Source organism: Streptomyces sp. NPDC029956 (genome assembly GCF_055574655.1).
The window spans coordinates 1-20,018 of the sequence record NZ_JBVHZJ010000019.1 but is presented as its reverse complement, the minus strand read 5'-3'; the positions used below and the strand labels follow the sequence as shown (position 1 = coordinate 20,018).

Annotated in this window: 18 protein-coding genes, 2 tRNA genes and 1 pseudogene; 6 read left to right on the top strand and 15 right to left on the bottom strand. The window is 71.8% G+C overall.

Features of this window, described 5'->3' with window-relative positions; genetic code table 11:
* Positions 1–61: 61 nt before the first annotated feature.
* Complete coding sequence (locus ACZ4XX_RS17455; protein ID WP_468508765.1) at positions 62–283, bottom strand: hypothetical protein; 222 nt, start codon at positions 281–283, stop codon at positions 62–64.
* A 214-nt stretch (positions 284–497) separates the two neighbouring features.
* Here ACZ4XX_RS17455 and ACZ4XX_RS17450 point away from each other — a divergent pair, with 214 nt between their 5' ends.
* Entirely contained in the window at positions 498–941 is a 444-nt protein-coding gene (locus tag ACZ4XX_RS17450) for a MarR family winged helix-turn-helix transcriptional regulator (RefSeq protein ID WP_468508848.1), read from the top strand.
* Between the two features lie 96 nt (positions 942–1,037).
* The gene (locus ACZ4XX_RS17445) at positions 1,038–2,561 is read left to right on the top strand and encodes an MDR family MFS transporter (RefSeq protein WP_468508847.1); all 1,524 of its coding nucleotides are present in this window, start codon (positions 1,038–1,040) and stop codon (positions 2,559–2,561) included.
* A gap of 154 nt (positions 2,562–2,715) precedes the next feature.
* Here ACZ4XX_RS17445 and ACZ4XX_RS17440 read toward each other — a convergent pair whose 3' ends face one another.
* The 9 genes from ACZ4XX_RS17440 to ACZ4XX_RS17400 all read right to left on the bottom strand — a co-directional run bounded on the left by ACZ4XX_RS17440 (position 2,716) and on the right by ACZ4XX_RS17400 (position 13,339).
* On the bottom strand, positions 2,716–3,504 hold the full coding sequence (locus ACZ4XX_RS17440) for a TetR/AcrR family transcriptional regulator C-terminal domain-containing protein (RefSeq protein WP_468508764.1): 789 nt from the start codon (positions 3,502–3,504) through the stop codon (positions 2,716–2,718).
* A gap of 35 nt (positions 3,505–3,539) precedes the next feature.
* Positions 3,540–5,066, bottom strand: coding sequence for an MFS transporter (locus ACZ4XX_RS17435; protein ID WP_468508763.1), 1,527 nt, complete (start codon positions 5,064–5,066; stop codon positions 3,540–3,542).
* Between the two features lie 80 nt (positions 5,067–5,146).
* Positions 5,147–7,366 (bottom strand): ArnT family glycosyltransferase, encoded by a 2,220-nt coding sequence (locus ACZ4XX_RS17430; protein ID WP_468508762.1) that lies wholly within the window; start codon positions 7,364–7,366, stop codon positions 5,147–5,149.
* On the bottom strand, positions 7,363–8,646 hold the full coding sequence (locus ACZ4XX_RS17425) for a bifunctional glycosyltransferase family 2/GtrA family protein (RefSeq protein ID WP_468508761.1): 1,284 nt from the start codon (positions 8,644–8,646) through the stop codon (positions 7,363–7,365). The genes ACZ4XX_RS17430 and ACZ4XX_RS17425 overlap by 4 nt, the downstream gene beginning before the upstream one ends.
* A gap of 26 nt (positions 8,647–8,672) precedes the next feature.
* The gene (locus tag ACZ4XX_RS17420; protein WP_468508760.1) at positions 8,673–10,232 is read right to left on the bottom strand and encodes a sensor histidine kinase; all 1,560 of its coding nucleotides are present in this window, start codon (positions 10,230–10,232) and stop codon (positions 8,673–8,675) included.
* Positions 10,233–10,238: 6 nt separating this feature from the next.
* Positions 10,239–10,982, bottom strand: coding sequence for a response regulator transcription factor (locus ACZ4XX_RS17415; protein WP_468508759.1), 744 nt, complete (start codon positions 10,980–10,982; stop codon positions 10,239–10,241).
* An 87-nt stretch (positions 10,983–11,069) separates the two neighbouring features.
* Positions 11,070–11,960, bottom strand: a complete 891-nt coding sequence (locus tag ACZ4XX_RS17410) for an amidohydrolase family protein (protein WP_468508846.1) — start codon at positions 11,958–11,960, stop codon at positions 11,070–11,072.
* A gap of 112 nt (positions 11,961–12,072) precedes the next feature.
* Positions 12,073–12,408 carry an antibiotic biosynthesis monooxygenase family protein gene (locus ACZ4XX_RS17405; RefSeq protein WP_468508758.1) on the bottom strand — a complete coding sequence of 112 codons (336 nt, stop codon included), beginning with the start codon at positions 12,406–12,408 and terminating at the stop codon, positions 12,073–12,075.
* A 97-nt stretch (positions 12,409–12,505) separates the two neighbouring features.
* On the bottom strand, positions 12,506–13,339 hold the full coding sequence (locus ACZ4XX_RS17400) for a DUF2797 domain-containing protein (protein WP_468508757.1): 834 nt from the start codon (positions 13,337–13,339) through the stop codon (positions 12,506–12,508).
* Positions 13,340–13,403: 64 nt separating this feature from the next.
* Here ACZ4XX_RS17400 and ACZ4XX_RS17395 point away from each other — a divergent pair, with 64 nt between their 5' ends.
* Positions 13,404–13,799 carry a hypothetical protein gene (locus tag ACZ4XX_RS17395; RefSeq protein ID WP_468508756.1) on the top strand — a complete coding sequence of 132 codons (396 nt, stop codon included), beginning with the start codon at positions 13,404–13,406 and terminating at the stop codon, positions 13,797–13,799.
* Here ACZ4XX_RS17395 and ACZ4XX_RS17390 read toward each other — a convergent pair.
* Together ACZ4XX_RS17390 and ACZ4XX_RS17385 are read right to left on the bottom strand one after the other, a co-directional pair.
* Entirely contained in the window at positions 13,784–14,608 is an 825-nt protein-coding gene (locus ACZ4XX_RS17390) for a BRO family protein (RefSeq protein WP_468508755.1), read from the bottom strand. The two genes, ACZ4XX_RS17395 and ACZ4XX_RS17390, sit on opposite strands and share 16 nt — an antisense overlap.
* 149 nt (positions 14,609–14,757) lie before the next feature.
* A complete protein-coding gene (locus tag ACZ4XX_RS17385; RefSeq protein WP_030318096.1) occupies positions 14,758–15,123 on the bottom strand; it encodes a PH domain-containing protein in 366 nt (121 codons plus the stop codon).
* 124 nt (positions 15,124–15,247) lie between these two features.
* Between ACZ4XX_RS17385 and ACZ4XX_RS17380 the strand changes: the two are divergent.
* Positions 15,248–15,454: pseudogene (locus ACZ4XX_RS17380) on the top strand (site-specific integrase); the annotation flags it as partial.
* Between the two features lie 74 nt (positions 15,455–15,528).
* Here the strand turns inward: ACZ4XX_RS17380 and ACZ4XX_RS17375 are convergent.
* The 3 genes from ACZ4XX_RS17375 to ACZ4XX_RS17365 all read right to left on the bottom strand — a co-directional run bounded on the left by ACZ4XX_RS17375 (position 15,529) and on the right by ACZ4XX_RS17365 (position 16,773).
* Positions 15,529–16,050: a signal protein gene (locus tag ACZ4XX_RS17375; RefSeq protein WP_468508754.1), complete on the bottom strand. Its 522-nt coding sequence runs from the start codon at positions 16,048–16,050 to the stop codon at positions 15,529–15,531.
* A 327-nt stretch (positions 16,051–16,377) separates the two neighbouring features.
* Positions 16,378–16,450: transfer RNA gene (locus ACZ4XX_RS17370), tRNA-Arg, on the bottom strand.
* A gap of 232 nt (positions 16,451–16,682) precedes the next feature.
* Positions 16,683–16,773: transfer RNA gene (locus tag ACZ4XX_RS17365), tRNA-Ser, on the bottom strand.
* A gap of 408 nt (positions 16,774–17,181) precedes the next feature.
* On the opposite strand from ACZ4XX_RS17365, the gene ACZ4XX_RS17360 reads away from it, so the two are divergent.
* Complete coding sequence (locus tag ACZ4XX_RS17360; protein WP_468508753.1) at positions 17,182–17,604, top strand: SSI family serine proteinase inhibitor; 423 nt, start codon at positions 17,182–17,184, stop codon at positions 17,602–17,604.
* 147 nt (positions 17,605–17,751) lie between these two features.
* Positions 17,752–20,018 (top strand): PAS domain-containing protein (locus tag ACZ4XX_RS17355; RefSeq protein WP_468508752.1); only part of this gene is annotated, 2,267 nt, incomplete at its 3' end.

Sequence of the window (20,018 nt, the reverse complement as noted above, 5' to 3'; positions counted from 1 at the left end):
TGGACCGGGTCCGCGTGACGCGGATCCGGCCCACCTCGGGGCTCGGTGACGTACGGGTCGGTCAGCGCATGGCCAGCCAGGCGACGGCCGCCAGGACGACGATCACCGCGACGACGCCCACGATCAGGCCGACCTTGGGGCCGCCCGACGTGGCCGCGACCTGCGGCTGCCGCTGCTGCGGGGCGCCCTCGTCGACGAAGGCGCGGAACATCTGCGTGCTGCCGGCGGGGTCGTAGGAGCCCTCGGGACCCTGGCCGTGCGGTGCTTGGGGGTTGTGTGCCATGGGTCAGGACCCTAGCGAAGTACGGGTGAGGGTCCCAAGCCCCGTACCCCCACCTCTGCGGAACCGTCCGCGACCCACACCTCCGCTCCACCTTTGCCTATTCTTTAGCGCCGTTTGACCGATTTAGTTTGCCTGGAGCAACCATCGATCTCTATGGTTGCCCTAAGCAACAACATCTGAGGAGTGTCCGATGGGCGACTCGATGGGCAGCTCGATGGACCGGGGCAATCGCTACGAGAACCTCGCCCGCCAGGTGAGCGCCATCGGAGCGGTGAAGCGCGGACTCGCGCGGGTCCTGCCCGCCGAGTGCCCCAGCGGATCCGCCATCGTCCTCGCTCTGCTCAACCACCACGGCGACATGCGGATGGGCCGGGTGTCCGAGCTGATGGCCGTCGACATGTCGGTCAGCAGCCGTCACGTGGCCCACACCGTGGACCGCGGCTGGGTCGAGCGCCTGCCCGACCCCGCCGACCGGCGCTCCCGGATCCTGCACCTGACCCGGGCGGGCGAAGACATGCTCGCCGTCCTCGACCGACGGCTGACCGACATGCTCGCCCGCAACCTCGCGGAGTGGTCCGACGACGACGTCGAACTGCTCACCACCCTGCTCGCCCGCCTCCGCGATTCCTTCGGGGACTGCCGGGCCCACCACGCTTGAGAACGAAGGAACTTGATGGCTACGACCACCACACCAGAGACCGGTGTGAGCGGCGGGAGCGCCAAGCAGGGGGACACCGCCTCCGGCGGCGCCCCGATGACGCACAAGCAGATCATGGAGGCGCTGTCCGGGCTGCTGCTCGGCATGTTCGTCGCCATCCTGTCCTCGACGATCGTCTCCAACGCCCTCCCCCAGATCATCACCGACCTCGGGGGCGGCCAGTCCGCCTACACCTGGGTGGTCACCGCCGCACTCCTCTCGATGACCGCGACCACCCCCCTCTGGGGCAAGCTCGCGGACCTCTTCTCCAAGAAGCTGCTCGTCCAGATAGCCCTGGTCATCTACGTGGCGGGCTCGGTCGTCGCCGGCCTCTCGCAGAGCACCGGCATGCTCATCGCCTGCCGTGTCGTGCAGGGCATCGGCGTCGGCGGTCTGACCGCCCTCTCCCAGATCATCCTGGCCGCGATGATCGCCCCGCGTGAGCGCGGCCGGTACAGCGGCTACCTCGGCGCGACCTTCGCCGTCGCCACCGTCGGCGGCCCGCTGCTCGGCGGCGTCATCACCGACACCGACTGGCTCGGCTGGCGCTGGTGCTTCTACGTGGGCGTGCCCTTCGCGATCATCGCGCTGATCGTCCTGCAGAAGACCCTCAAGCTCCCCGTCGTGAAGCGCAGGGTCAAGGTCGACTGGGCAGGCGCCTTCTTCATCAGCGCCGCGGTCTCCCTGCTGCTCATCTGGGTCACCTTCGCGGGCGACAAGTACGACTGGATGTCCTGGCAGACGGCCGTGATGGTGCTCGGCGCGATCGCGCTCGGCGGGATCTTCCTGCTCGTCGAGTCGAAGGCCAGCGAGCCGATCATCCCGCTCCGCCTCTTCCGCAACCGCACGATCACCCTCGCCTCGCTCGCCTCGCTCTTCGTGGGTGTCGCGATGTTCGCCGGCACGGTCTTCTTCAGCCAGTACTTCCAGCTGGCGCGGAACGAGTCGCCGACGATGTCCGGCGTCCTCACCATCCCGATGATCGCGGGCCTGTTCGTCTCCTCCACCGTCTCGGGTCTGATCATCACCAAGACCGGCAGGTGGAAGGCGTGGCTGGTCAGCGGCGGCGCCCTCGCCGCGGGCGGTCTCGGCATGCTCGGCACGATCCGCTACGACACGGCGTACTGGCACATCGCGCTGTTCATGGCGGTCCTCGGCCTCGGCCTCGGCATGATGATGCAGAACCTGGTGCTCTGCACCCAGAACCAGGTGGCTCCCGCCGACCTCGGCGCCGCCTCCTCCGTCGTCACCTTCTTCCGCTCCCTCGGTGGTGCGATCGGTGTCTCGGCGCTCGGCGCGGTCATGGCCCACCGGGTCACGGACTACGTCAAGGAGGGCTTGGCCGAGCTCGGCCCGAAGGCCGCGGCCGCCATGGGCCAGGGCGGCACGGGCGGCGGCATCCCCGACATGGACAAGCTGCCGGCCCCGATCCGCACGGTCATGGAGAGCGCCTACGGGCACGGCGTCGGCGACGTCTTCCTCTACTCGGCGCCGTTCGCGCTGCTGGCCTTCGTGGTGACGCTGTTCATCAAGGAGGTCGCCCTGAAGAGCAGCTCGGCGAAGGGCTCCGAGGAGGGCTAGAGAGACTCCCGGCCGCGCTTCGAGCGGAGGCGCGGCCGGGTCCGGTACGGAGCGGCGGGCAGGGGACGGCCCGCCGCTCCGTCATCTCCCGGTTTCCGGGGCCCGGCCCCTCGGGCCTCGGTGTAAGCGGGTCCCGGTGTCACGGGCCCCGGTGTCAGGGGGCCCCGGTGTCACGGGCCCCGGTCTCACGGGCGACCATCGTCTCGATGCCGGCCACCAGGACGTCCAGGGCATAGGCGAAGTCACGGTCCCAGATCTCGGTGACGCTGCCCTGTGAGGCCCGCTCGTCGAGGATCTCCGCCATGGGTTCCAGAGCCTCCACGAAGCCCGGGTCGTCGCGGAAGGCCTTGATCGACTCCACGTAGAAGTCGTCCTGCGACATCCCGGCCTCCGCCGCACGCCGCCGGAACTGGGACTCGATCGTCCCGTAGCCGTACACGAACTGGAAGACCGCCGAGGTCGCACTGGGCTGACGGTCCATCGGCAGACCGGTGCCCTTGATCGCCTCGTGGATCTTGCCGCCGACGGCGATCGCGTGCGGGCCGATGTTCAGGTACTGCCCCGCGCTCGGCGACATCCACGGGTGGCGGACGAGCATCCGGCGGTACTCCAGGGCGAGCACCCGGACCATGTCCCGCCAGCCGTCTGCGGCGTCGACGGCCGCGAGGTCGAACTCTCCGTACACGCTGTCCACGGCGAACTCGATGATGTCGTCCTTGGTGTCCACGTACCAGTACAGGGACATCGCGGTGACGTTCAGCTCGGCCGCCAGCTTGCGCATCGACAGGTTGGCCAGGCCCTCCTCGTCGAGCATCCGGATCGCGGCGGCGACGATCCGGTCCCGGTCGAGACCGGCCGGACCGCCGCCGCTCCGTGGCGTCCGGGTCTCCAGCCAGACGCTGGAACGCGCCGGGTTCTTGGCCCGGTCGGCTGCCTTGACCATCGCGTTCCTCCGTCTGTCAGTTCTCCGTGACCATGCTAGGCAGCGATCGACTGCTCGGGCGTCCGGGCCTTCTCCGTCCGCTCGGCCCGCCGGAGCAGGGCCGCCGCCACCAGACCCCCGGCGAAGACGGCGATCGCGCCGACCAGCTGGCTGGTCTGGAGGCCGGAGGCGAAGGCGTCCGAGATCTCCCGCCGCTCGGCCTCGCTGCCGGCTGCCGCCAGGGCGGCCGGGAGGGAGGTCGCGGTGACGGCGACGAGCGCGGCGAAGCGCGCGTTGAGGACGGCGCCGAGGACGGCGACACCGAGGCCGTTGCCGAACTCGGCGAGGGTGCCGTTGATCCCGGCGCCCACGCCCGCCTTCTCCGGCGGGATCGAGCTCATGATCGCGTTGGCCATGGCCGGGGAGGAGACGGCGATGCCGCCGCCCATCAGGACCAGGCCGAGGAGCATGCCCGCGTAGCTGCCGTCGGTGCCGCCGCCGAGCAGCGAGATCGACGTCAGACCACCGGCGACCAGGGTCATGCCGAGGACGACGGTGGGCGGGGTGCCCAGCTTCATGACGATCTTCGGGCCGATGCCGGTCAGGTTGAGACCGACGATCGTCAGCGCGAGCGGCGCCATCCGCAGACCGGCCTCCAGCGGCTCGTAGCCGAGCACGAACTGCAGGTGCTGGGTGAGCAGGAAGAGCGAGCCGCCCATGCCGAAGACGACCAGGATCGAGCCGCCGATGGCACCGATGAACTTCTGGTTCCGGAAGAAGTGCATGTCGAGCATCGGGTACGGGGTGTGCAGCTCCCACAGCGCGAACGCGCCGAGACCGAGCAGCCCGATCGCGGCCGGGACCAGCACCTGGGCGGAGACCCAGCCGTGCTCGGGGCCGCTGATGATCGCGTACACGACGGCGGTCATGCCGACGGTGGAGAGCAGCGCGCCGAGCAGGTCGGGGCGCTCACCCTGCGGGTTCTTGGACTCCGGTACGAGCTTGAGGACGGCGACCAGGGCCACGACCGCGACCGGGATGTTGATCAGGAAGATCATTCCCCACCAGAAGTGATTCAGGATCACGCCGCCGATCAGCGGCCCGCCGGCGAAGCCGAGGGAGGCGACGGTGGACCAGAGCGCGATGGCCTTGACCCGCTCCGAGTCGTCGAAGATCTGCATGACGACGGCGAGGGTGGTGGTCATCAGGAGTGCGCCGCCGACACCCATGCCGGCGCGGGCGGCGATCAGCTGCGTGGTCGAGTCGGCGAGTCCGGCGGCGAGCGAGCCGATGCCGAAGAGCGCGAGTCCGAGCGCGAGCAGCTTCTTGCGGCCGTAGCGGTCGGCGGCGTTGCCCGCGCTGAGCAGCAGGCCGGACTGGACGAGCGAGTACGCGTTGATCATCCACTGGATGTCGGTGGTGGTCGCGTGGAGTTCGGAGGTCAGCGACGGGATGGCGACGCTGAGCACGGTGTTGTCGAGCAGCACGGTGAGCTGGGCGAGGCAGATGACGCCGAGGATCAGCCAGCGCTGAGGGTGACCGCCGGCGGCGGTCGGTTCGGTCGCGGCGGTCGTCGCCGTCATGGGCAGGGCTCCTTGTACGGTGTACGGGAACAGGTCTCGTACACCGTACAAGGGACTCTCGTACGCTGTATAGCGCTTATCTACTTCCTGGCGGTCAGGTCGTAGAAGGTGGCGTTGCCGACGGTGACCTTCTCGAAGGTCTCGGCGACCCAGGCGGAGATCTCCGAGTTGCCGCCGGGGCCACCGCCGCCGCCCATGCGACCCCCGCCGTCCTCGCCGGTGCCGCCGGTCTCACCGGTGCCGCCGCTCTCGCCGCTGCCGATGAAGTAGTGGATCTTCCCGTCGGCGACGTACTGCTTGAACTGCGCGAGCGTGGGGGACGGGTCGCTCCCGTTGAAGCCGCCGATCGCCATGACCGGCTTCTCGGTGGCGAGCTGGTAGCTGGCCGCGTTCTGGGCGCCGACCGTGGCCGCGACCCAGGTGTACGTGTCGGCGTCCTCGAGGAGCGCGGCCTCGGCCTCCGTACCGACGCTGGCGCCGTTGAGCAGCCCTCCCATGCCGCCTCCACCGCCGCCCGGGCCTTCGCCCCGGGTCATGCCCTGGGGCGGGGTGCCGCCGGGCATCTGGCCCTGGCCCTGCGTCTGGCCCTGGGCCTGGCCCTGGCCTTGTCCGTTGGGCATCTGACCGCCGCCCCGACCACCCTGACCACCGGGCATCTGTCCACCCTGGCCACCGGGACCGCCGGGCATCTGACCGCCCTGGCCGCCGCCGGGGAATCCCCCGCCCTCGAACATCCGCATGCCGCCACCGCCGCCGGGACCCCGGCCGCCCATCGCGCCCACCGCCGGCCCCGCCGTGACGATCGAGCCCTGGTGTCCGGCGTCCACCGTCGCCAGGGTGTAGGCGAACGGGCCGGCCAGCCCCGCCGCCAGACCGAGGCCCGCGACCCCGAGACCGAGGCGCCGGTCCACCCGGCCCACGAGCAGCAGCCCGAGCGCCGCCACCACGCCCGCGACCAGGACCGTCCAGCGCAGCCACGGCAGCCAGTCCGGCGTCCGCCCGAGCAGGGTCCAGCCCCACCCGGCGGTCACCGCCACCGTCACCGCGAGGGCCGCCGAGGCGAGCAGCCGGGTGCGCTCCTCCCAGAGCACCGCCGCGCCCATGCCGACGAGCGCCGCGAGGTACGGGGCCAGGGCCACCGTGTAGTACTCGTGGAAGATGCCGGCCATGAAGCTGAACACGGCCAGCGTGATCAGCAGCGAACCGCCCCACACCAGGAACGCCGAGCGTGCCGTGTCCGTCCGGGGCGCCCGCCAGGTGACGACGAGCCCCGCGACGAGCAGGATCAGCGCGGCCGGCAGCAGCCAGGAGATCTGGCCGCCGATGGAGTCGTTGAACATCCGGAGGACGCCGGTCTCACCCCATCGGCCACCACCACCGGCAGCACCGCCGCCTCCCCCGCCGCCGACGCTGCCGGTCTCGTTGCCGTTGATGCGGCCGAGTCCGTTGTAGCCGAAGGTCAGCTCCAGGAAGCTGTTGTTCTGCGAGCCTCCGACGTACGGACGGGAGGACGCAGGCCACAGCTCGACCAGGGCCACCCACCAGCCCGCCGACACCAGCATCGCGAGCCCGGCGAGGGCGAGGCGGCCGATCCGGCGCCCGATCCCGCCCGGCGCGCACACCCCGTAGACGAGCGCCAGCGGCGGCAGGATCAGGAAGGCCTGGAGGGTCTTCGCGAGGAACGCGAACCCGAAGGCCACCCCGGCCCACACGAGCCACTTCGCCGCGCCCCTGTCCTCTTCGAGAGCACGCAGCACGCAGTACACGGCCACCGTCATCAGCAGGGCGAGCAGCGCGTCCGGGTTGTTGAAGCGGAACATCAGCGCCGCCACCGGCGTGAGCGCCAGGACGGCACCCGCGACCAGTCCCGCGCCCGCGCCGAACCGGCGCCGAACCGCCGCGTAGAGCACGGCGACGGTCGCCACGCCCATGAGCACCTCGGGCACGAGGATCTGCCAGGAGCCGAGGCCGAAGAGGCGGACGGAGAGGGCCATCGGCCAGAGGGCGGCCGGCGGCTTGTCGACGGTGATGGCGTTGGCCGCGTCGAGCGAGCCGAAGAAGAAGGCCTTCCAGCTCTCGCCGCCCGCCTGGACGGCGGCGGAGTAGAAGGAGTTGGCGTAACCGGAGGCGCTCAGGTTCCACAGGTAGAGCGCGGTGGTGACGGCGAGCAGGCCGAGGAACGCGGGCCTGACCCAGCGGGCGTCCTCGGTGCGGCCGCGCCACAGCCGGGCGAGCGGGCCGCCACGGGACGACGCGGCATGGGCTGCGCCGGCCGGTGCGGCCAGGGAGGTCGAAGTCATCGGTCGTTCCTTGGGTCGTTCCTTGAGAGGGAGCGCTCGGGGAAGACCCAGAGCCGGAAGAGGAGGAAGCGCAGGACGGTCGCGGCCAGGTTGGCGACGACCAGGACGGCGAGTTCGGTGGAGTGCGCCGGATCGCCGGTCGCCGCGCCGAGGGCGGCGAGCGAACCGCTGGTCAGGGCCAGGCCGATGGCGAAGACCACGAGCCCCTGCGCCTGGTGGCGGACGGCCCGGTCCCGGCCCCGTACCCCGAAGGTGAGCCGCCGGTTCGCGGCCGTGTTGGCGACGGCGGAGACGAGGAGCGCGGCGGCGTTGGCGAGCTGCGGGCCGACCCCGAGCCGGAAGAGCGAGTACAGGGCGAGGTAGAAGAGCGTCGACAGGGTCCCGACCACGCAGAAGCCGACCAGCTGCCGGGCGAGTCCGCCCGGCACACCGGGGAGTTCACGGTCCCGGGGGTCGTCCCCGAAGGGCCTGGCCAGCCGGTCGAGCGGCAGCGAACCCGTCGCGAGGGCCCGGCCCACCCGCCAGACGCCCTTCAGGTCGTCGGTGGCCGTGCTCACGATGTGCACGGTCGAGTCGGGGTCGTCGACCCAGTCGACGGGCACCTCGTGGATGCGCAGCCCGGCACGCTCGGCGAGGACCAGCAGCTCGGTGTCGAAGAACCAGCCGGTGTCCTCCACCATCGGGAGCAGCCGCTCGGCGACATCGCGCCGGATCGCCTTGAACCCGCACTGCGCGTCGGAGAACCGGGCGGCGAGCGAGCCGCGCAGGATCAGGTTGTACGCGCGGGAGATGAACTCCCGCTTCGGGCCGCGCACCACCCGCGAGGAGCGTGCCAGCCGGGAGCCGATGGCCAGGTCGGAGTGGCCTGAGATGAGCGGCGCGACCAGCGGGAGCAGCGCGTTCAGGTCGGTGGACAGGTCCACGTCCATGTAGGCGAGGACGGGAGCGTCCGAGCCCGACCACACCGTCCGCAGCGCCCGGCCGCGCCCCTTCTGCTCCAGTCGCACAGAGCGCACCTCGGGCACCTCGGCGGCGAGACCGGCGGCGACCTCGGGGGTGCTGTCGGTGGAGGCGTTGTCGGCGACGGTGATGCGGAAGCCGTACGGGAAGGTCCGGAGGAGGTGTTCGTGGAGCCGGCGGACGCACGGCTCCAGGTCCTTCTCCTCGTTGTAGACGGGGATCACCACGTCCAGGACGGGCCGTCCCGCGGTGTTCACCGGCAGGTGTTCCCGGGCGGGGAGGGCCCCGGACGTGGGTCCCGCGATCGTTGGGGTTCGCATGCCACCGACACTCGCCGGGGCCGCTGTCACGGCTGTGTGATCAGCCTGTGGCCTGCCTGTGAGTGGGCTTCCGCCGGGTGGGCGGCGGGCAGCCGGACGGTGAAGACGGTCCGTCCGGGGACGCTCTCGACGGTCACGTCACCGTCGTGGGCGACGACGACCGCCCGGACGATGGCGAGCCCGAGGCCGGTGGATCCGGCGTTGCGGGAGCGGGAGGCGTCGCCGCGCGCGAACCGCTCGAAGACGGCGGGCAGGAGCGCGGCGGGGATGCCGGGCCCGTCGTCCTCGATCCGGACGGTCACCGCGCCGGGTTCCGTACGGACCCGCGCGGTGACGACGGTCCCCGGCGGGGTGTGCGTACGCGCGTTGGCGAGGAGGTTGACGAGGACCTGCTGGATCCGGGCGCCGTCCGCCCGTACGGGGTCGGCGCCGTCCTCGGGCAGTTCGAGGCACCAGTGGTGCTCGGGCCCGGCGGCGCGGGCGTCGCTCACTGCGTCCACGACCAGCGGGACGAGGTCGGTGGGCTCGTACGAGAGGGGGCGTCCGGCGTCGAGCCGGGCGAGCAGCAGCAGGTCCTCCACGAGGCCCGTCATCCGGGTCGCCTCGGACTCGATGCGGCCGAGGGCGTGCCGGGTGTCGGGCCCGCACTCCTCGCGGCCGCGCCGGGTCAGCTCCGCGTATCCCCGGATCGAGGCGAGCGGGGTGCGGAGTTCGTGGCTGGCGTCGGCGACGAACTGCCGGACGCGGGTCTCGCTCTGCTGGCGGGCGTCGAGCGCCGAGTGGACGTGGTCGAGCATCCGGTTGAGGGCGGCACCGACCTGGCCGACCTCGGTCCGCGGATCGGCCTCCGCGTCGGGGACCCGCTGGTGGAGCGCCACCTCGCCGCTGTGCAGCGGCAGCCGGGCGACCTGCCGTGCCGTCACGGCGACCCGTCGCAGCGGCCGCAGGGCCACCCGGACGAGCACGGTTCCGGCGAGCGAGGCGGCGAAGAGGCCGGCGCCGGTGACGCTGAGCTCGACGAGGATCAGGGTGGAGAGGGCGTTCTCGACCTCGGCGAGCGGTATGCCGGTGAGGAAGGTGCCCTTGCCGCCCTTGACGTACGCGACGCGGTAGCTGCCGAGGCCGCCGGGCAGATCGACGGTGTGCGGCTCACCGTCGCGCGGGACGGCGGCGAGCGCGGCCCGCTGGACCTCGTCGAGCGGCTTGATCCGCTCCGGCGGCCCGTACACCCCGCTGTCCTCGGCCTCCGCCGAGTAGCCCGCCACCGTGACCTCGCCGTTCGTGAGCACCGCGCCGAGCGTGCCCGGCTTCGTGCCGGGCCCCACGACGAACCGGAGCGAGTCCTCGCCGCCCCGGCCCGGTTCGGGTCGGGCGGTCGGCGGGCCCGCGGCCCAGAGGGAGACGGCACGGACCTCCTCGTCGGCCCGGTCGTACAGGTACGAGCGGAACGCGATCGTCGTGACCGTGCCGATGACGGCCGCGACGACCGCGATCAGCGCGACCGCCGAGACGACGAGCCGGGTCCGCAGCGACCACGGCCCCCGTGTCCGCGGAGACCGTGGCCGCTGTCCTGCACCTCGCACCACGAGCCGCTACTCCCCCGGCTTGATGAGGTAACCGGCCCCGCGCCGGGTGTGGATCATCGGGGCGCGCCCCGCGTCGATCTTCCGCCGCAGGTACGAGATGTAGAGCTCGACGACGTTGGCCTGGCCGCCGAAGTCGTACGACCAGACACGGTCGAGGATCTGCGCCTTGCTGAGCACCCGCCGCGGATTGCGCATCAGGTACCGCAGCAGCTCGAACTCGGTCGCCGTGAGGTGGATGGAGTCCCCGCCCCGGGTGACCTCGTGGCTGTCCTCGTCGAGGGTGAGGTCCCCGACGGCGAGCAGCGATTCGCTGCGCGCGAGCGCCGCCCCCGACCTGCGGATGAGCCCACGCAGCCGGGCCACGACCTCCTCCAGACTGAAGGGCTTGGTGACGTAGTCGTCGCCGCCGGCCGTGAGCCCGGCGATGCGGTCCTCGACGGCGTCCTTCGCCGTCAGGAACAGCACCGGCACGTCGGGCAGTTCGCGCCGGATCCGGCCGAGCAGGCTGAGTCCGTCGACGTCGGGCAGCATGATGTCGAGGATGACGGCGTCGGGACGGAACTCCCGCGCGGAGCGCAGGGCGGTGGCGCCGTCCCCGGCGCTGTGCACCTGCCAGCCCTCGTAGCGCAGGGCCATGGAGAGCAGCTCGGCGAGCGAGGCCTCGTCGTCGACGACGAGGACACGGACGGCGGTTCCGTCGGCACGGAGCATGTCGGCGCGGGTGCCGGTACGGCGTGTGGTGACGGTCATGGAGCCCACGCTGTCGGCCGCCGCTGAGAGGCCTCTTTCCCTTTCCTGTGAATTGCCTGAGAAACCCGGGAAGGGGAGCCCGAGCCCTCAGGGTTTCACGTGAAACAACGCGGCGCCGTTCTCGTACAGGACACCCCGGAGCCAGTCGTCCCCGAGCCCGAGGCGTTCGAGCGCGTGGAGCTGGTGCGCGTAGGGATACGGGATGTTCGGGAAGTCGGAGCCGAGGAGGATCCGGTCGCCGACGTCCACGAGCCGCTTGAGCTCCGCCGGGGGGAACGGCGCGAGGCGCTCGCTGAAGTCGGTGAAGGCCATGGTCGTGTCGAGGCGGACGCCCTCGTACCGCTGGGTGAGGTCGAGGAAGTCGCCGTACTCGGGCATCCCCATATGGGCGACGATCACACGGAGCCGGGGATGACGGGCGAGCAGCCGCCCCATGGGCTCGGGTCCGGTGAACCTGCCCGGGGTGGGCCCGGAGCCGCAGTGCACCACGACCGGGGTCCCGGAGTCGGCGAGCGCTCCCCACACCGGGTCCAGCAGAAGGTCGTTCGGGTCGAAGCCGCCGACCTGGAGGTGCACCTTGAAGACCCGGGCCCCCGCGTCGAGCGCCTCCCGGACGTACCCCTCGGCGCCCGGCTCGGGGAAGAAGGTCGCGGTGTGCAGACAGTCGGGGGTACGGGAGGCGAAGTCGGCGGCCCAGGAGTTCAGCCAGGCGGCCATGCCGGGCTTGTGCGGGTAGAGCATCGCGGTGAAAGCGACCGCCCCGAAGCCCCGCAGGAGGGCGAGCCGGCGCTCCTCCTCCTCGCGGTAGGTGATGGGCCACTCCATGCCGGTCAGGGGACTGACGGCGTCGAAGTAGGCCCAGACCTTGTCGAGGACGTTCTGCGGCATGAAGTGGGTGTGCACGTCGACGAGCCCGGGAAGCCCGAGCCGCGTGACGAGCGCCCGGATGTCGCCCCGCTCGCGCTCCTCGCCGCTCAGGTCGCTTCCGCGGTCCTCGCCGCCGCCTGCGCTGCCGGCACCGGCTGCACCGCTGACGCCACCGACACCGCCGGCACCGCTGACGTCCTCGGCACCGCCGGCACCGCTCTCGCTATGCGCGCTCAAAGCTGTAACTCCGCTCGACCTTGCCGATGTGGACGCTGAAGCTGTCGTACCAGTGCTCCCGCCCGTACGCCTTCGCGGCCTGGTGCTCGGAGTGCAGACGCCAGGCGTCGAGCGACTCCAGGTCCCGGAAGTAGGCGACGGTGATGCCGATACCGCCGGGAGTGCGGGCGGACTCGTGGCCGAGGAAGCCGGGCATCTTCCGGGCGAGTTCGTCCATCCGGGCGGCCGTCTCTGCGTAGCCCTCGGGCGCCTCGGGACGGATCGACGTGAACACAGCGGTGTAGTAGGGCGGTTCGAGGTCCGCCACCAGCTTGGGGGTCATGTGATCACCCTCGCCGGGCCGGCGGGGGGATGTCCACGGCCCTGGGGAAAGGGATCCAAGACTTTACGAAGGGGCTGTACGAGGGGACCGGAGGCCCTCAGAAGAGCTCCCCCTGGCTGCTCGGGTCGACGGCGGCCACGGGTTCCGACACCGGCACGGAGACGCCGTCCCCCTCCCCGGCGCCCTGGAGCACCCACCCGCCCATCAGCCTGGTGTCGAGGGCGAGACAGCGCCCGCCGGAGTCGAGCAGGTGCAGATCGGGCCCGGCCGCGGCGAGCAGCCGCCCGCTGACGGCACCTCCGTCGACCAGCTCCGTGACCGTGCCCGCGAACGACGCCGGCAGCCCGTCGAGACCGAAGGCCGCGGCGTGGTCGCGCGCGGCGAACTCCAGCGGCTCCAGGGTCTCCGTCCAGCCGCCGACCCCCCGCGCCCGCCCGTACAGCTCCTGGACCTCCAGGGCCCGGTCCGGGGCGGGCGGAAGGGTGTAGCGGGCGGCACGCTTCCGCTCGTACGCCACCCGGTCGGGAACCCCGAGCGCCTGCCGCAGCACCTCCTCGGTCCGTCGGGCGGCCATCAGGGGCCCCCGCCCGAGCCAGCTGAACGTGACGGCGCCCTGTTCGAGCAGCCGAGCCTCGCCCCGGGCCTCAGCCGTGATCCCGACCTTGGTCATCCCGGGCCCGAACCAGGCCAGGTACACGCGGTACGGCTGGGGATCGTCCAGGAAGGTGTCGGCGGCGACGGAGTGGGCCCGGTCGAGCCGCGCGCACTCCGCGCACCGCCCTCCGGTGGCCCGGCCGGGCACGACCGCCTCCAGCGGGCAGGGATTTCCCCGGGCCCCCGGGCACCGCCGCTCCCCCACGGCCCGGAAGGCGAGCCCCTGCCCGTACGCGAGGGCGCTGACCCGCCCGCCCCGCCACCGCAGCCCGGGCACGCCTCCGCTCCAGGTGATCCCCCGACACCGCCACTCCACGCCCGCGCCTCCCTATGCTCCCCGGATGTCCAGTCTCCGCCACATCCGCTTCCAGTCCCCTACCCCGGGCCCCCGGGGCAACCGTCCCGGAGTCTTCGGCCTGACCAACCTGCTGGCCCGGGAGGGCAGGCTGTCCTCCGAGGAGTGGGCGATCTGGCGCTCCTCGAACGACTGGTACGACGCCCACTTCCCGAACCCGACCGCGGTCGACCCGACGGTCTACGACCCGGAGCTGAACCCGGGCGCGGCCGCCTGGTTCCGCCCGACGGCGACCGAGGCACTGGCCCGGGTCGCCCCGTACCTGCGCATCCTGCGTGACCACGGGGTGCCCTGGGTCCGTCTGGAATCGGCGGACCCGGGCCGGGTCGTCTACACGGACGCGTTGCAGATCGTCGTCGTGCCGGCTCAGGGCAGGACGTAGATCCGTGCCCCGTCGCGGTCGGGCCCGCCGACCTCCCGCATGTACCCGCGTTCGATGAGGAGACGCACGCAGTCCCGGACGCGCTCGCCGGAGAGACCGGTGCGCCGGGTGACGTCCTGGGCCCGGTAGCGGACGCCGCCACGGATCAGGGCGGGGGCGAGACAGCTCGCGACCGTGTGCATGTCCCCGGTGATGGCCCAGGACTCGACGAGCTGCTGCGGGGTGAGCGCGACGGCGGCGCCGGCGCGCTGGCGGGGCACGGAGAGCCGTTCAAGGGAGTCGGCGACCCTTGAGAGGCTCCGCCGGGTCTCGCGGAGCAGCTCCGCGTACTCGGTGTGCTCGGCGTACGCGACGGCCCGCTCGTCGAACTGCCCGTCGAGCCGTACGAGGACGTCGACGAGCTCCGGCGGCAGCACGAACCCGCTGTGCACCGGGGAGGGTTCGAGCCCGTACCCCCCGTATCGCTGGACCGCCGCTATGACCTCGGCCGTCCACGCCCGGAACGGCCCCGCCTCCGGTCTCCGACAGGCCCCGACGAGCTGGACGAGCCCCTGCAGGCTCACCATCCGCGTCGTGGCCCTGATCCCGGGCCGGCCGGAGAACTCCTCGCCCCCGGCGATCTCCCGCGCGGGCGCCAGGCACGCCCCGGGCAGCGCCACCGTCCGCAACGCCTCCCGGGTCCCCGCGTATCCCAGCCGCTTCGCCACGTCCACGACGGGGAACCAGTGGGTTCCGTCGTGCGCGGTCAGCCTCCGCAGGGGCGCACCGGTGGCGGCGTACACCATGTCATCGATGTCGATCGCGTCCATCGATCATCACCTCCGCCTCGCAAGCTAGGACGAAGGCATATTCAACTGACATGCAAATCAGACAGGTTCACCCAAAAGGGGAGGGATTCCCGGGTATACCCCCGGAAATCCCTCCCCAGCACCTACGAAGGCGCCTCGCCGCACAGGGCTCAGCGGGCGACGAACTGCGTGAGGATCGCCTGCACCTCGTAGATGTCGACACCCTTGGTGAAGGTCTTCTGGACGGGCAGCTGGCTGCCCGAGATCCAGATCTTCAGCTCGGCGTCCAGATCGAAGGTGCCGGCGGTCTCGACCGCGAAGTGCGTGATGCTCTTGTACGGGATCGAGTGGTACTCGACCTTCTTGCCGGTGATGCCCTGCTTGTCGACCAGCACGAGGCGTCGGTCGGTGAAGAAGATGGTGTCGCGGATCAGCAGGTACGCGGCGTGCACCTGCTCCCCCTGCCCGAGCAGCCGCGCGTAGTCCTGCTGCGCCTGCGCCGGATCAATCGCGTGCGCGTTCCCGAAGAGCGCCATGCCCCAACCCCCACATTCGATAAGAAAGAACGATCATCCGACCCTAACCCCCCGACCCCCCGCCACCGAAGGCTTTCGAGAGGCCTGGACTCCCGCCCGGGGCCTCGTCGATGCGCCAGGTCCAGCGCGCCGGGCGCCAGCTCCTCCACCGGAACACCGGCACACGTGCAGCTCGCTTCTGGTCGCGCTCAAGGTCCACCCGGAGGTGGCACAGAGGATCCTTCGGCACGCGCAGATCGCCATGACGATGGAGGTCTACGCCGAGGCGAGCGAGGAAGAGGTGCGTGCCGCAATCGGCAAGCCGTCCGATGTGATGGGCAGGGCTGACTGAACCGCCCCAAGGTGCGTTGACGTACGGAAGAGACCCCGAGGTACATCCCGGGGCCTCTTCCGCATGCGGCTCGCCTAGGCCGACAAGGCGGCGACGGTCAGCGCGTAGTCGACACCGGTCGAGAAGTCGCCTGACCGTCCGCGGATCTTCAGGGAGTGCTTCCCGGGAGCGAGGGGCGGCAACTGCACCCACAGGCCGCACCCCGTAGCTGCAAACTGCCCTTCCTCCCCGGTGAGCGGGTTGCCTTGAGCGCCTTGCACCGTGATCGAGTCGTCCGTGTAGGTCTCCGGCTCGACCACCTTGCCGTCGAGGAGCACGGTCCCCTGCGCGCTGCTCATGAAGGCCGCACAGCGCTCAGGGTCTCCGAACATGTTGACGACAGGCGCGGCGATCAGACGCCCGCTGGGAACCTCGCACGTGCGCTTGACCTGGCCGCCGAAGGTTCCGGCCAGGAACCACACGTCGTGCGGTTGGTTGCGGCCGCACGCGCGCCCGTCCATGTCGGCGACAGGGTTGGTCGCTTCGGGCTCCGAGGCTGCCCATGTCCACCATCGGCCTTGCAGCTCGGCAGAGGGAAGGCGTACGTCCTCCTTCACCGGAGCCGTGCTCGGCAAGGTCGTGCCCGGGGGAGCGGTGCTCGCCGACGCCACTCGATTCGTACCCTCCGGGCCCGCGCCAGCCTGGGTCCCGCACCCCGCCAAGGCCGCCATCACTCCAGCGGTCAGGCCCGCCACTCCAGCTGTGAACCTCATACAGCCCCTCCCGATCGGACGCGTCACCTTGTCCCCCACCCCGACGCGACATGAGCGGACACGCTACCCACGGGGTAGGACCGGACTGCTTCTGGGCCCGTTGCTGTACTTCGCTGCTGTACGCCCGACAACGCAAGAGGCCCGGACTCTCGTCCGGGCCTCTTGTCTCTGTGCACTCGGCAGGATTCGAACCTGCAACCTTCTGATCCGTAGTCAGATGCTCTATCCGTTAAGCTACGAGTGCTTGTTCTTTTGTCTTGCCTCCGCTCCCCGGTCTTTCGACCCGCTCGCGGCGACAGACAGAACATTACATGACTGCCGCCGCCATGTGAAATCCATTGGCCTCACCCCTTGTGACCTGCGGAAACGCCGTACGGGCCGCGAGTGCGGCCCGTTGGCGGAGGAGTCGGGGCGGGGTTCGATCGGCCCGGAAACGGCCGAAGCCCCGGCCTGTGGGGCCGGGGCTTCGGTAGGGGCGGAGGCGGAGGGATTTGAACCCTCGATGGGCTTTAAGACCCAAACCGCATTAGCAGTGCGGCGCCATAGACCGGACTAGGCGACGCCTCCATGCACCCCGCGCATACGCGAGTGGTGCGTGCAGATGATGACACAGGCGAACCGGCTGTCACCAATCGATTCTCACCGTACTAGCCCTCCGGGGTCGAGGGCAAAGCCCAGCGGCCCCGACGTGGCGCCCATCGAAGCCGTCGAAGCCGTCGGACCCGCCGCACCCGCCGCACTCGCCGGAGTCACCTGACCCATCGGGCCCACCGGAGTCGTCGCACCCACCGGGCTCATCGGCAGGCGCCTCCCGGCCTCGCCAGCCGACCGCCGCCGGCCGCCCGGCGCCCGCCCGGCGCACCCCGCTTGCGCAACGACCCGGCGCCCGGAGCGTTAGAGGGGGCGGGGGCACGTCGTGCGCCCGCGTCCGTCGTACACCGCCGCTCCCCGCTCCCCCCGCTCCTGGAGATCCGCATGCTGCGCCGCCTCGTCCTCGCGTCCCTCGCCACCGCCGCCGGCACCTCGGGGCTCGGCCCGCTCCCTCCGCTGCCCCTGCTCTCTCCGCCCGAGCAGCTGACCGTGACCGTCTCCGAGAGCGGCTACCCGGACGCCGACGGCACCTTCGAGCTGAGGTGCGACGACCGGTCCGGCGGAAGTCACCCGGCGCGCGAGCCCGCGTGCGAGCGCCTCGATCAGCTCGCGAAGGAGGGCGTGAACCCCTTCGCGCCCGTGCCCGCGGACCAGTTCTGCGCGCAGGTGTACGGCGGCCCCGCCCTCGCCCATGTCACCGGCACCTGGCAGGGCCGGACGGTCGACGCCCGCTTCTCCCGGGCCGACGGCTGTGAGATCAACCGCTGGGAGAATCTGGAGCCGGTCCTTCCTCTTGTCCGGGGATGAGAGGGGATGGGACGGGATGAGACCGGGGTCACCCCCCGGAGGCTCCCTTAGACTCCCTTCCGTGACAGGGTGCGGCCCGAGGGGCAAGATGGGGCCGGCCGGCCGATAGGGCATGCACGTTGCAGTGCGTCAGGGAGGAACGTCGTCGTGAGCAGCAGGCCATCCCGGGGCGCTGCTCGCCTCGCAGCCATACTCGACGCCCTCCCCGACGGCCTCGTGCTCGTCAACTGCAACGGCACGGTCGTCAACGCCAACACCATCGCCCTCGGCATGTTCGAGACCCCGGGCACCGCTCTCGTCGGACGCGGCCTGCTCGATCTCCTGCCCGGCTTCGACTCCCGGCTCATCCCCGGCTCCATGCGCCGCCCCGAGGGCACCGACGAGCGCGGCCGCACCAAGCCGACCCGGATGATCGCCCGCCGCACCGACGGCAGCGAGTTCGCCGTCGAGGTGACCAGCGCCAGCCTGGAGGACGGCCGCGAGGCCTACGACTCGTACGGCGGCTACACCGGCGACGAGCTGCTCATGCTGGTCGTCCGGGACCTCACCGGCACCCTCGACACCGAGGCCGAACTCGCCCGCTCGCAGCGGCAGACCGAGATGATCCTGCGCGCCGCGGCCGAGGGCGTCGTCGGCACGGACACCGACGGCCGCGTCGTCCTCGTCAACCCGGCCGCCGCCCAGATCCTCGGCTACCGCGCCGGCGAACTCGGCGGCCAGGAGCTGCACCCGCTGATCCTCGCCAAGCGACCCGACGGGGAGCCGTTCCCGTACGAGGAATCGCCGCTCGCCGACACCCTCAAGTCCGGCCGCAAGCACCGCGTCCGCGGACAGGTCCTCTGGGCGAAGAAGGGCGACCGCGTGCCGGTCGACCTGACGACCGCCCCGGTCCGCGACGGCGACCAGCTCGTCGGCGCCGTCATGACCTTCACCGACCGCAGGCCGTACGAGCAGCTCGTCGAGGAACACGCCGCCGAGATCAAGGAACTCACCGAGCGGAACGCCGCCGAACTCGCCGACCGCGCCGAGCGGAACGCCGCCGACCGGGAGACGCAGCAGGAGCGGTACGCCTCCCTCGCCGCCCGGCACGAGCAGCTCACGGCCGTCCTCGCCGAGTCCCTCCGCGGCCCCCTCCAGGAGCTGCGCACCCAGCTGGGCGCCCTCGCCGCCGACGACGCCGGACAGCTGTGGCCCGAGGCCAACCAGGTCCTGCACCACCTCGCCGCCGGGTACGCCCGCATGACGGCGCTCGTCGACAACGTCCTGGGCTACCAGCGCCTGGACGCGGGCGCGGAAGGGCTGGACAAGCGCGTCGCGCTCCTCGACGGGGTCGTGACGGCGGGCATCGACGGGGCGGTCGACCTGATCGGTCCCGGCCGCGCCCAGTTCGCCGTGCACGCGCCGCCCATCGAGGCCGAGGTCGACGCGACCCGGCTCGCGACCGCGCTCGCGCACCTCGTCGCGGACGTCGCCGGCGTCGACGCGACCGGCAAGAACCGCGCCACCGCCCAGGGCTCGGGGCCGGCCGACTCCACGATCGTCGTCGCGGCCGCACAGCGCGGTGACGTCGTACGGATCGAGGTCCGCGGCCCGTACGCGGGCGGCGACCCGGTCCACGGGCCGGTCGTGCGCGGCATCGTGGCGGCGCACGGCGGTGTCGTGCAGACCCATGAGGTGCCGGGGACGGTCGGCGGCGCGTACGTCCTCGAAGTCCCGCTCGGTACGGGGCGGGGCACGGTCCCCGCGACGGAGACGGGCCGTCGAGGGGCAGCGGGCGGACCGGGCGGCGCGCCCGCACTCGGACCGGTCGGTGGACCGGTCGGTGGACCGGTCGGTGGACCGGTCGGTGGACCGGTCGGTGGACCGGTCGGTGGACCTGTCGGCGGGCCGTCCGGCGGTGTTCGGGAGGCGCTCGCGCTGCCCGCGCAGGCTTCCGCGCCCGTCTCGGCTCCGTCCGATTCCGTCGGCGCCACCGGTTCCGTCGGTTCCACCGGTTCCGTCGGTTCCACCGGTTCCGTCGGTTCCACCGGTTCCGTCGATTCCGTCAGTTCCGTCGGTCCGGTCGGTTCCTCCGCTTCCTCCGCTCCGCTCGCGCTCCCCGGCGACGCCTCGGAGGGCTCCGGCGGAGGACGGCGACGCGCCCGGCGGGGCTCCACGGACGCCTTCCTGGAGAGCTCGGTCGCCCCTGAGGCCGGAGCCGAGCCCAGTGGGCGTCGCCGCGCCCGTACGGGAGAGGCCGCCGGGGGACCTGCCGAACTGATCCCGGCCCAGCAGAACTCGGGCGTGGAACAGGCCGTTCCCGCCACCGGTCCGACCCAGGGCGCCCCCGGTGCCTCCGGCACCTCCGTCGGCGGGGGGGAAAGGGGGGGGGGAGGTGGCCGGGGGGGAGAGGGGGGGGGGAAGGGAGGGGGGTG